This window comes from Helicobacter sp. MIT 03-1614 (assembly GCF_000762925.2).
In the GTDB taxonomy this organism is placed as follows: Bacteria; Campylobacterota; Campylobacteria; order Campylobacterales; family Helicobacteraceae; genus Helicobacter_C; species Helicobacter_C hepaticus.
On sequence record NZ_JRMS02000008.1, the window covers coordinates 37,062 to 49,242 of the forward strand.

Genomic DNA, 12,181 nt, shown 5'->3' on the forward strand with positions numbered 1-12,181 from the left:
CATTAGTAGATTCTATCATTGCTTCTATGCCAAGAAATTTTAATGCGTATTTTGAGCCTTTTGTAGGCGGTGGTGTATTATTTTTTGCTCTTAAATCAAGGGTTTTAGAATTTAAAACCATTTATTTAAGCGATAAAAATACTGAGTTAATTAACACTTATCAAGTCATTCAAAAGAATCCCAAAGCCCTTTTAAAAGAACTAGAATCTTTGCAAAAAATCACAATAAAGAGCTTTTTTATAGTATTCGTAACCTTGATAGAAATAAGGATTTTATGCATTTAGATTCTATTTTCAAAGCTGCAAGATTTATTTACCTGAATAAAACTTGTTTCAATGGACTATGTCGCTACAATGCAAAGGGTGAGTTTAACACTCCAATGGGAAGCTACAAGAATCCCAAAATTTATGATAAAAATTTGATTTTCAATGCTTCAAATGCTTTGCAAAGAGCGCAGATTCTATGCTTGGATTTTGCAGATATGATAAAACTAGCAAAAAGCGGAGATTTTGTTTATTTTGACCCACCCTATTATCCGCTTAGTAAAACTTCAAGCTTTGTGAGCTATACAGATGTATTTTTAGAAAAAGAACAAGAGCGTTTGAGAGAGATTTTTAAGGAACTAGATTCTAAAAATGTAAAAGTTTTACAAAGCAATTCAAACACTACCTTTATTAAAGAGCAATACAAGGGCTTTAAAATACTAGAGATTCAAGCAAAACGAGCGATAAATTGTAAGGGCAAGAAAAGAGGTGAGATTACAGAATTACTAATTAGGGGAAATTATGAGTAAAAATAGTGCAAGTTGGGAAAAGATTTTTACAGATTTAGATATTTTAAAGCACGATTTTAACAATGCTCCTTTTGTTATTAGTGCCGAGCAGATTAAACAATGTGTAAAAGATTTCAGCAAGACTTCGCAAAAAGAAGTTCGCATTCTATGCAAACAAGATTCTAAGGAAGAAAGACCACAGATTTTTATTGATAATGAGCTTTTTATTTTACCTATAAAAAATGGTGGATATATCCTTTGTAAGGGCGATGGATACATTGACATTCCAAACATAAATACAGAATCCATTATCTATAAAAGTAAGCTTAATTTTGAATTAAAGAGTGCTAATGTGGGAGATTCTGAAATGCAACATTTGGATTTTGCTTATGCCTCATCACTCATTCGCACATTCTTAAATGATGAAAGCCTTGTTTTAAGCATACGAGGTAGAAAATACACGCCAGAGTTTTGCTTTGATACCAATCTTTATAAAAACATCGCACAAAAGGAAGTTATCGCGCTCGTTTTTGAAATAGGATTTTAGAATCCTAGAAAAACTCCCTAACAAGTAATTGAGTGGAGAGGGCAAAGCAAACGCATATTACAATCGGGCGGATAATCCTTGCTCCGTGCTTTATTGCAAGGCGTGCCCCAAAGCTTGCACCGATGATTTGTCCCACACACATAATAATGCCTAGAATCCAAAGCACATTACCTCCGAGTATGAAAAACAAAGTAGAGGCGATGTTGATACTAAAAACAATCCAACGCGAATGCGCTAAGGCTTTGCTAAGTCCATAACCACCAATGCTTACAAGCAAAGCTAAGATAAAAGAGCCAATCCCAATGCCTAAGAATCCTCCATATAATCCTGCTATTGCGATGCTTATAAACAAAAAGATTTTATGAGGATTTTTGGCTCTGTCCTCCTCGCTAATGTTTGGAGAGAGTAAGAAATATGCACCCACTGCTATCATCACAAAAGGCAAGATTTTTGAGAGTAAAGCAATCTCTATAAACTGCACTAAAATCGCGCCCACTGCTCCGAAGAGCAGTGCAATTATCATCACCGCACGACTTTCTTTCATATCCACCAAACCTTGATGATAATAATGTGCTGCGCTGACGAATGAGCCTACACAGGCTTGAAGCTTATTTGTCGCTAAGGCTTGGAGAGGATTTAGTCCGCTTACAAGCAATAAAGGCATTGTTATCATTCCTGCTCCGCCAGAGAGTGAGCCTACAACCCCGCCTACAATAGAAGCAATAAAGAAGAGAGGATAAAAATACAGAGCTATGCCTTCAAATGTAGGGGTTGTAAATGTAGCCATTGTGAATAAATCCAAGCTCATATTTCTCCTTATTAAAGATCGCTTTCTTATGTTGGCAAAAATCAAAATCTTTGCATTATATACTAAATTTTATTTGAAAAAAGGCATTTGCAAATCTTGAATATTTTCTTTCACCCCTTGACAAATACTTAATATCAGGCTGTATAATTACACAATCTATTTTACAAACAAGGAGGATTCTATGAAATCGTATAATGCAAATCGTAGAGACTTTTTAAAGAATCTAGCACAATTCACAGGAGTAGCGACACTCGGGGCTTATATACCTTATCCACTTTTCGCACAAGATTTGAAGCAAATTTCCAAAAAAGGAGCAAAAATGCAAACTCTCACCCTCAATAATGGCGTTAAAATGCCCATTCTTGGGCTTGGCACTTATTCGCTTACGGGTAAAGCAGGGCAAAAGGCGATGAGCGAAGCCATAGAGGTGGGTTATCGGCTCTTTGATAGCGCACAGATGTATAATAATGAAGCCGAGCTTGGAGCAGCGATAAATGCGGCAGTAAAAGGCGGAATCAAACGTGAGGAGTTTTTTATCCAAACTAAGCTTTTAGAATCAAGTAGCGAGGATTTAGCAAAAAAATCCATTGAAAAATCCTTAAAAACTTTAGGGCTTGATTATATTGATTCTTTGCTTATCCATATGCCATACTCTCAATCTAAGGCGATGTATAGAGCAATGGAGAGCTTTTATAAGCAAGGTATTTTAAAGAGCATAGGTATTTCAAACTTTGGTGCGAAGGCGTATAGTGAGTTTGTGAAATCTTGTGAGGTGATTCCTGCGATTAATCAGTGCGAGACACATTTACTCCTCCAACAAAAGCCCTTAAGAGGGGCGATGAAGAGCAAAAAAACTTTGTTGCAAAGCTGGAGTCCTTTTATCGCGGGGAAAGGTTCAATTTTAGAAAATCCCACACTGAAAAACATAGCACAAAAATACAACAAAACACCCGCGCAGGTGGTTTTACGATTTTTGATTGAACAAGGAATCTCTGTCATACCAAAAACTTCTAAAAGAGCAAGAATGCAAGAAAATCTTAATGTCTTTGATTTTTCTTTAAGTGCGCAGGATATGCGGATTCTTAAAGAGCTTGATACGAATAAAAGTGCATTTTCTTGGACGAATTATTAGGGGAAACTGCCAATTAATCGCGCCAAAATATTTGGGTAGGTAGCGCACGGCTTTATCCTTGTAGCTTATCCAAATACGCTTTTACTCGCACAATTTCATCACTTTCTATCGTGTTAAGCCTTAGCAGTGTAATGCCGCACTTTTGTAAAATCGCATTTTTCAACTTATCTCTTTTACTTTGCCTAGAATCTTCCTTGTGATAAGCAAAGCCATCTATTTCTATGGCAAGCACAGGGAGTTTATCCATCGTGTTAAAAATCAGCAAATCAATATGGCTTGAACTTTGGATAAACTTTATTTCTTGTGCATTTAAGCCTTGAGTAGAGCTTAAGATTCTATATAGTGGAATATGTGTAGCAATATCCAAGTTCCCATAAGAGCTAATGCAATTTTTAAGCGCGTGATAGGCAAGGTTTTCAGAATCATAAGCGGAGATTTTTTTCTTGCCTTTAAGATATTTGCGCCTTGCTTCCGCATTTGCCTTATACAGCAGGTCAAAGATAGATTTCACTTTGCTTTGTGTGATTTCAAAATTATGGTATTGCATATAGGCAATTAAATCTTTTAAATGGCTTTTGCTTTGGTAGATTTGCGCAGAGATGACAACTCGCAAAAACCGCTTAGCACGGCTTATAGCGACATTAAGCAAATTTGGATTATCAATAAAATCACTGATTTCATTCTCTACTGTGCTTAGGATAATCGCCTCTTTTTCTCGTCCTTGATATTTGTGAATCGTGTCTATTTCTATCCCACTCACATTATGTTGCAAATGCGCTTTTTGCTTCCTAAAGGGCGAGATAATGCCAATTTGCTCCTTTGTGAGATTTGCTTGCAAGGGTGGCAAAACTTCTTTTACTATTACATCAATTTCTCTTTGGTTATAATGCCCCCTTGCGTGATTGCCTTTTTGTGTAACAAATGTCTGTATCACATCATTTTCACCCTTATCTTCGCTTAAAATAATCAATTCATTGTTATAGAATCTTTTATTGCAAAATCCAATGATTTTAGGGTGGCAGCGATAATGTTCTTTAAGCATTACTTTTGGCACATTGGGCAAGGTTGCTATCACAGAGCTTAGCAAACTTTGCTCTAAAAAATCATAATGCAAAGGAATGCAATATTTTCGTGTGAGCGTTTCAATGAGAGGTTTTTTATCTTGGGCAATCACATTAGGAAGTTGCTTCGTATCTCCCACGATAATAGCGTTTTTCGCGCTACTTAATGCCAGAAAACCTGTAACTAAATCCACTTGTGAAGCTTCATCAATAATCACATAATCAAACAATGTGTCTTTAAGATTGAGCGAGGATTTAATAGAATGTGTAGTGCTTAGAATCACGGGATATTCTTGCAAGAGGGCGGGTGCGTTTTGGTTTAAATCAAAAAGTTCAAATCGCACTCTTTGTTGTTTGTTTTGGTATTTTGCCCTAAGGTAAGACTTGAATAAAAGCAAGGAACAAACTTTGAGCTTTTGCACAGGATTTTCTTGCTGTAAAGATGGGAGAGCGGATTGGAGTTTTTCAATAGATTTTGAAAGTTCCACCTCTTTAAGGATATAATAATAAGAATCTAATGTATGCAAAATCTCTTTTTTAGGAGATTTATAGAATCTAAAATCCCCCACTTTGTCTAAAAAAACAAGTTTGAGTTTTAACCAAAAAGAGAGTTTTTGGCCCTGTTCTATCTGCACTTTGGCTTTAAGAATCTTATCACTTGTTAATTTTGTAAAGTTTTTGATTGCTAAAGGCGAGATGTTCTCTTGCGTTTTGAAATATTCATATTCTAATCTTAGCGCGTTTAAAAATGTCTTTTGCTTGGCTAATTCGTTAGTAAGATGAAAACTCTCTAATGCCTTTTGATTAAGGCAGACAAGCTCGGCTTTAAGCTTTGTCGCATCTGTTGCAGGAATATCAAAAGAGGGATAAGTGCCACTTTGGTTAGCGATAAAGCTTTCTTTATTGTCCTTTTTGCCCAAAGTCGCACAAACAAATCCAAACCCATAGCCCTCAAGCTTTTCAAAAACATTTTGCGTAGCGGAGTTGTTATTAGAGAGCACTGCGATAGTTTTGTTTTGGCAGATAAGATTTGCGATGATATTTAAAATCGTCTGTGTTTTGCCTGTGCCCGGTGGTCCCTCAATAACGCTTATTTGGCTACCCATTGCATTTTGCACCGCTTCGTATTGGGATTTGTTTGCGCCAAAGGGAAAAATAAGCGGAGATTCATTGATAGAATCTTGCTTGAACGATGAGGGATTGAGGTAGATAGACAAGGCAGATTGTTTGGGGATAGTTTGGATTCTCTCATATTCTTTGAGCAACACATTTAAATTGCCCTCTGGTGTTTGCATTTCTGAAAGAGCACAAAGCTCTTTGAGGTAGTTAAAGAACTTATAGTTTGTCGCTCTTTTTACAAGCGCAAAATTTTCTTTTTGGTAAGTGTAAGTTTGCGGATTGTTTTTAAATACCACTTTGAGATTCTCATTTTCAAGGCAGCAATACTCAATCTCCGCGCTCTTATCCTTGCCTTTAAGAATGATAAAATACTCTTTTGTCATCGTGCTTCTTTATTTTGGGTAAATATGTATTATAACAAATTCTAAATGAGCTTGATGTGAATGTGTTTTTTTGGACTGGTTATTAAAGGAAACTTGCTATAATCACACTTAAAAGCTTGAAGCGCAAGAAAAAAACAGATTGGATAGGGGAAAAGGAGCAAATATGGGAATGCCGATAAGTTTTAATCAACCAATACCACAAATTATACCAACAACACCCGTTGTGCCTCAAAGTAACCCAAGAAAAGATGAGGAAACTTATAAGTTGGATAGTTTAAAAATGCACGAAACACGAATGCCAGAGGTTACATATAGTTTAGAAAGTTTAGTAGTAAGCAAAGGGCTATTGTTAAATACTAAAGCATAAAAGAAGGGGTTAAGTTAAGGTTTCAAACTAGATTCTACGTAGAATCTAGTTTGATGAGGGTAGGAAAAATGAAGAATTAAGATTGCGCATCTTCCACAATGTTGATAATTGTGTTTGCTACTCTACGCGCAGTTTTATCTAAAAACTCTGCAGGAGAAGTAAAGCCTACACAAGAGCAGTTAATCTCACCCAAAACATATTTATCTTTACCATTTGCATCTGTATCAAGGATAAAGTCCGCTGTCCAAATGAGCGGCAAATCATAGTTGCCAAGTTTAGTTTTAATCTCTGGGAGATTTGAAAGGAAGTAATCTACTAGAGTGCTCCATTGCTCTGGCTTATCATAGCGATATTTTGCGCCACTAAAGAGTGTTGCAGAGAATGCATCCGCACCTTCAGCTGGTTTTTTATGCACAACATAAATCGGATCTTTATAAAGCATAAGGATTCTAATTTCACCCTCTTTGATACGAGGTAAGAATGTCATATCCACGAGCATACCATTATCACCCTTGAGGTATTTTTCACAAAAATCCATAAACTCACCGAGTTTGCGCTCTTCAACGTGATTATCTACTGCTTCTGTGCAGCGAATCTCTGTATCAAGTGGTAATTCGCTCACACCTTTGTATTTGCTTGGGTCTTTGATTTGCACCCGCCAAATACCCTCACCTGTTGAACCACGATTTTGTTTGAGTACCCTTTCACCTTTTGCAAGAGTTTTGGGAAAGTTCTTTTTGAAGTCGTGTTCGCCTCCTGCTTCCCATTTTACACCAATTCTAGCTGCCTCGCTTGGGTCATAATAAGCTAGAGTGTCTGTTGGCACAAGTTCTGTATTGCGAAGCTTAGTTAAAGCATCTTTTGCACCATAGCCAATCATTGCATCAGGGTGTGGCATACCAATGACGCCATCAGCGCAAAGTTTGCGTAATACATCAAAATAGAGTTTTTCTTCTTTGAGGTTACCCGGATTTACGCGTGAAACATATGCATCAGCAGACTTTTTAACATACTCATAGATTTCATTCTTTTTTGCCTCATCGCGCAAAATCTCGTCTGTAAAAAAAACAACCTCTGCGTTCCAACCAAGCTTCTTGAGATAATCCATCATTGGCACAGTGTCTTTTCTGTGCCCGTCTTTACCTTTATCACTGCCTCCCACTGCTTCAAAAAAAACAATATGTTTTTTCATGAATTCCTCCTTAAAATAAAATGAAACATCTTTATATTACGCTAAATTTTCACAAGAACAACTAAAATAATTTATATTCTTATGAGATTTTGTTTGTCTTCTTTAGAATCTACCCATTTTTATTTTCATTTTGTGTTTCACCTTTAAAATATTTTAATCGCATAGAATTAAATACTACAATAAGAGAGCTTAGACTCATAGAAAGTGCAGCGAAAAGCGGTATTACAAGTCCAGCAGTAGCTATTGGCACGCTTAAAGCATTATAGCCGATGCTCAAAGCTATATTTTGCTTGATACTAACATAAGTTCTATGGGCAATTTCAAAGGCATTATGTAGCGTGGAGAGTTTATCATCAAGAATGACTACATCGCTACTTAAAATAGCAATATCACTCCCTGCACCCATAGAAATAGCAATATCGCTCTTACTAAGCGCAGGTGCATCATTGATCCCATCGCCCACCATCACAAGCACATTGCGAGGGTGTTTATGTTTATAAGATTCTATCCATTCTGCCTTTTGTAAGGGCGAGAGACTATGATGAGATTCTTGAATGTTTATAAGTGAGCTGATTTGCTCTACGCTCTCCGCTCTATCACCGCTAAGAAGTGCTGTGGCAATCCCACGTTTATGAAGAGATTCTATTAAAGTTTTAGCATAGGGCTTTGGTTCATCATAGAGCTCAAAAATTTCAAGCAAAATATTTTCTTCATTTTTTTGCATACCATAGGCAAAGACCATACCTTTATTAATTGTAAGTTTCGGGAGAATGAAGCCCTTATTTTGCAAAAATTCTAAATTTCCTCCCACAAGTGTAATACTTTGATTTTCACTCTCTACCAAAGCAGAAATACCTTGTGCATCAAATTGCTGAAAGTCCTTAAGATTCCATATAGTTTCTTGTGTGCTTGAATCTGTATGAGTATCCAAAAAATCAAAAATTCCTAATGCCACAGGATGTTTGCTTAATCGCACAAACTCACGTAAAAGTTGCTTATCATAAGCGGATTGTATGTAACATTGTTGCACCTTTGGTTTGCCAATAGTAAGTGTTCCTGTTTTATCAAAGACAACTATATTTGCTTTTGCAAGACTTTCAAGGAATTTTGCTTGTTTGAAAAGCACATTGTGGCGATAAGATTCGCCAATACCAACCACAGAAGCAATAGGCGTAGCCAAAGCCAACGCACAAGGACAAGCGATAATAATCACAGATATAGCTACCATAAGCGATTTTTCAACCCCTACATTTCCTATGAAATACCAGCCTAAAAAACAAAGTAAAGCTATACTTAAAATCACACGTGAAAAATACTGCGAGAGGCTATTAGCAAGATTCTGTATATGTGGTTTATAATTGAGAGAAGCGCTTACAAGTTCGATAATATGGCTCATAAGGCTTTGTGAGAATATTTTGGTCGCTTGATAAAAAATTTGATGATTAAGATTAACATAGCCGGAGAGAATCTCATCGCCTTCTTTAGATTCTATAGGCAAGGATTCGCCACTGATTGCTTTTGTATCAAAAATTGCTCTTTGACTAAGCAAAATGCCATCAATGGCAATTTTTTCACCTGCTTTTACAAGAATCATATCACCAATTTGCACCTCTTCTGGAGTAACTTGACGTGTGAGATGAGGATTTTGTTTATCACAGAGTTCCACACTTGTGGGTAGTAGATGATTGAGTTTATCAAGGCTATCCCCTGCATTTTTGCGTGCTCGAACTTCTAAAAACTTGCCAATTAATACAAAGGTGATAATCATACTCACAGATTCAAAATAAGTCTCTCCACTGCGCGTAATAGCAGCATATATAGAATAAAAATAAGTCAATGTAGAGCCAACAGCAACGAGTAAATCCATACCCACAAAACCATTTTTTAATCCATAATAACTTGAGCGAAAAAACACCCACCCAGAGTAAAAAAGTGCAGGAGTGCAGAGGATAAATGAGGCAAGATTCAAAATATCTTTTGCTTCCTTAGTGATACCAAGAAAATATCCACTATATTGTGCAATGGCTACCCACATAATATTCATTGTGCAAAAAAGCGCAACAATAACGCGTATATAGTATTCTTTCATTTGCTTTTTATCTGCACTTTCTTGAATTCGGCTATCATATACATACGCATCATATCCTATAGATTGAATAAGAGTAATAATAGTGCTTAAAGGAAGCTTGTTTCTATCCCATACAATTGTTGCTTTGTTGTTTGTGTAATTAATTGTAGCGCTTATAATTCCTTCCTGCGCTAAAAGGAGCTTTTCATTGAGCCAAATACACGCTGCACAATGAATTCCGCTAATGATTAAATGCACTTCGCAGAGTTTCATATCATCTTTTGTAATGGTATGGACGTATTTTTGCATAAACGCGTCTGTATCAAATCGTGCTAAATCATTGTGTGTATCAAGTGTTGGTGGAGTGAGAGGGCTTGTGAGCTTGTCATAAAAGCTTGTGAGTGAGGACTCTTGGAGTAAAAAATACACACTCTCACAGCCATTACAGCAAAAATGCAACTCCTCGCCTTGCTCATTGTAGCGTGTGCTTAGTTGTGAAATATCATATTCAAGCTGACAATGGGAACATCGCACTTTTTAGCACTCTGCAAGTTCATTATAAAGAGAATCTCGCTCTATTGCACGAAATCCGGCATCTTTAATTTGGGAGATAAGTTCTTCTTTGCTTAATCCACCTTTGCTTTTTGCTCCCGCAGCAGATTGAATACTTTCTAATTGGATTGTTCCGTCCATATCATCAGCGCCAAATTCTTGTGCAACAATAGCAAGATTAAGCCCTAAAGTCGCCCAATATGCTTTGATATGTGGGATATTATAAAGTAAGATTCTCGCAATAGAAATTGTTTTTAGAATCTCTTGTCCGCTTGGAAATGTTTTGACATTAAGGAAATTATTTTCACGTTGATAAAGAAGAGGAATAAAGGCATTAAAGCCACCTTGCTTATTTGTTACCTTGCTATTTTCGCTTTGTGCAGAGCGTAATCGCAGCATATGGTCAATTCTATGTTCTCTTTGTTCTATATGTCCAAAAAGCATTGTTGCATTACTCATTTTTCCTAGAGTGTGCCAATATGTGTGAATCTCAAGCCATCTTTGCGAGCTCACTTTACCTTTGCATATAAAAGCGCGCACTTCTTCATCAAAGATTTCAGCACCACCTCCAGGCATAGAATCCACTCCTGCTTGTGCCATATCTTCGAGCACTTTTTTATAGCCTTTGTTTGAGATTCTGTCCAAATAATCCACTTCTGCAGCAGTAAGAGCTTTTAAATGGACTTGTGGTAGAGCTTTTTTTACTTCTTTGAAAAGCTCAAAATACCATTCATAAGTATAGTTTGGATTATGGCTAGAGACGATATGAAGTTCTTTTGCACCATTTTCATAAGCATTGTGTGCTTGAGCGAGAATTTCATCAATGCTCATAGAATAAGGATTAGGATTTTTGCGTGAGGCGGAAAATGCACAAAATTTACATACATCTGCACAGATATTGCTTGGGTTGATATGACGATTGTTATTAAAAAATACTTTTTTGCCATAAAGTTCTGTGCGGAGATTGTGCGCTGCTTCGCCAAGTGTGAAAATATCATATTCATAAAGTCCGCTTAGCTCTTTTGGGCTTAAATCTGTGTCTTGTGCTAGAGCCCTTTGCAATAAATCCATTTTTCCTCCTGTATAAATTTCATATACAATAAAAGTGATTGTATAGTATAAAATCTTAGAATCTTATTTACACACTTTGTTTGCACAGTAAAGAATTATCCGCCTGTATAATAAAACGCACGTGTAGAATGGTTTTGTTGCTCCATTTCCTGCTCCCATTGATTTTTTTCAGGTTTATTACGCACAGAGAGTTCTAAGAGTTTTTGCATACTTTCCTTATCACCTTGCATAATGGCATCTTTAAGATTCACACTCTCTTGGTAATACAAGCAAGGACAAATCACACCATCACTTGTGAGGCGGATACGATTGCAACTCGCACAAAAATCATCTTCGTGCGGAGAGATAATGCCAAAGGTGAGCTGTTTTGGCAAAGAGTGTGAATCATTATTTTTTAAGGTAATTGAATAAAGCTTTGCAGGACCAAAGCATTCTTTTTTTTCTAAAGTAGTAGGATATTTGGCATTGATAATATTGAGAATCTCTGTACTTCGCAAACCTTTTAAGCCATCTCTTGCGTGGATATTTTCCATAAATTCAATAAAACGAATACCAAAGCTATAAGTGGCAGCAAAATGAAGCATATCAACAATCTCGTCGTCATTTACGCCTTGAATTGGCACCATATTGAGTTTAATGCCTAACCCAAGAGCGGCAGCTTTGTGAATGCCTTTTAGAATTTGTGGCAAGGCATCGCGTTTAGAAATAAGCTTTATACGTTCATTTTTAAGAGAATCTAAGGAAATATTAATACGCGAAAGTCCTGCTTCTTTAAGGTCTTTGGCATATTTTTCAAGCAAGAAAGCATTGCTTGTAAGTGTGAGTTCAATATGTGGAGCGTATTCATAAATTTGGGCAATAAATGCGCTTAAATCTGCTCTTAAGAGCGGTTCACCGCCTGTAATGCGAATCTTTTTTATACCATTATCAATGGCAAGTTTAATAAATTCAAGCATTTTGGGTAGGGGGAGTGCACTCTCATCTACAAAAGATTCTGGTGTATCAGGCATACAATATTGACAGCGAAAATTGCACGTTTTGGTAACAGAGACGCGCATATAATCAATGGTGCGAGAAAAAGAATCTACTAACATTAAACCATTCCAAAA

Annotated in this window: 9 protein-coding genes and 1 pseudogene; 4 read left to right on the forward strand and 6 right to left on the reverse strand. The window is 36.6% G+C overall.

Features of this window, described 5'->3' with window-relative positions; genetic code table 11:
• Window positions 1-26 precede the first annotated feature (26 nt).
• Window positions 27-793 (forward strand): annotated as a pseudogene (locus LS66_RS06850) (DNA adenine methylase).
• Window positions 786-1,319 (forward strand): hypothetical protein, encoded by a 534-nt coding sequence (locus tag LS66_RS10200; protein ID WP_052057238.1) that lies wholly within the window; start codon window positions 786-788, stop codon window positions 1,317-1,319. The pseudogene LS66_RS06850 and the gene LS66_RS10200 overlap by 8 nt, the downstream one beginning before the upstream one ends.
• Before the next feature lie 4 nt (window positions 1,320-1,323).
• Here the strand turns inward: LS66_RS10200 and LS66_RS06860 are convergent, their stop codons facing one another.
• A complete protein-coding gene (locus LS66_RS06860; RefSeq protein WP_226989473.1) occupies window positions 1,324-2,127 on the reverse strand; it encodes a TSUP family transporter in 804 nt (267 codons plus the stop codon).
• A gap of 181 nt (window positions 2,128-2,308) precedes the next feature.
• Between LS66_RS06860 and LS66_RS06865 the strand changes: the two genes are divergently transcribed.
• On the forward strand, window positions 2,309-3,259 hold the full coding sequence (locus LS66_RS06865) for an aldo/keto reductase (RefSeq protein ID WP_052057236.1): 951 nt from the start codon (window positions 2,309-2,311) through the stop codon (window positions 3,257-3,259).
• Window positions 3,260-3,311: 52 nt separating this feature from the next.
• Here LS66_RS06865 and LS66_RS06870 read toward each other — a convergent pair whose 3' ends face one another.
• Window positions 3,312-5,822, reverse strand: a complete 2,511-nt coding sequence (locus LS66_RS06870) for a DUF2726 domain-containing protein (protein ID WP_034364668.1) — start codon at window positions 5,820-5,822, stop codon at window positions 3,312-3,314.
• 163 nt (window positions 5,823-5,985) lie between these two features.
• Here LS66_RS06870 and LS66_RS06875 point away from each other — a divergent pair, with 163 nt between their 5' ends.
• On the forward strand, window positions 5,986-6,189 hold the full coding sequence (locus LS66_RS06875; protein ID WP_011115864.1) for a hypothetical protein: 204 nt from the start codon (window positions 5,986-5,988) through the stop codon (window positions 6,187-6,189).
• A gap of 76 nt (window positions 6,190-6,265) precedes the next feature.
• Here the strand turns inward: LS66_RS06875 and LS66_RS06880 are convergent, their stop codons facing one another.
• The 4 genes from LS66_RS06880 to moaA all read right to left on the reverse strand — a co-directional run bounded on the left by LS66_RS06880 (window position 6,266) and on the right by moaA (window position 12,166).
• Window positions 6,266-7,381 (reverse strand): Cj0069 family protein, encoded by a 1,116-nt coding sequence (locus LS66_RS06880; protein ID WP_011115863.1) that lies wholly within the window; start codon window positions 7,379-7,381, stop codon window positions 6,266-6,268.
• Between the two features lie 109 nt (window positions 7,382-7,490).
• Window positions 7,491-9,983: a heavy metal translocating P-type ATPase gene (locus tag LS66_RS06885; protein ID WP_034364665.1), complete on the reverse strand. Its 2,493-nt coding sequence runs from the start codon at window positions 9,981-9,983 to the stop codon at window positions 7,491-7,493.
• Between the two features lie 3 nt (window positions 9,984-9,986).
• Window positions 9,987-11,072, reverse strand: coding sequence for an aminofutalosine synthase MqnE (gene mqnE, locus LS66_RS06890; RefSeq protein WP_034364662.1), 1,086 nt, complete (start codon window positions 11,070-11,072; stop codon window positions 9,987-9,989).
• Between the two features lie 95 nt (window positions 11,073-11,167).
• On the reverse strand, window positions 11,168-12,166 hold the full coding sequence (moaA, locus tag LS66_RS06895; protein WP_034364659.1) for a GTP 3',8-cyclase MoaA: 999 nt from the start codon (window positions 12,164-12,166) through the stop codon (window positions 11,168-11,170).
• Between the last annotated feature and the right edge of the window lie 15 nt (window positions 12,167-12,181).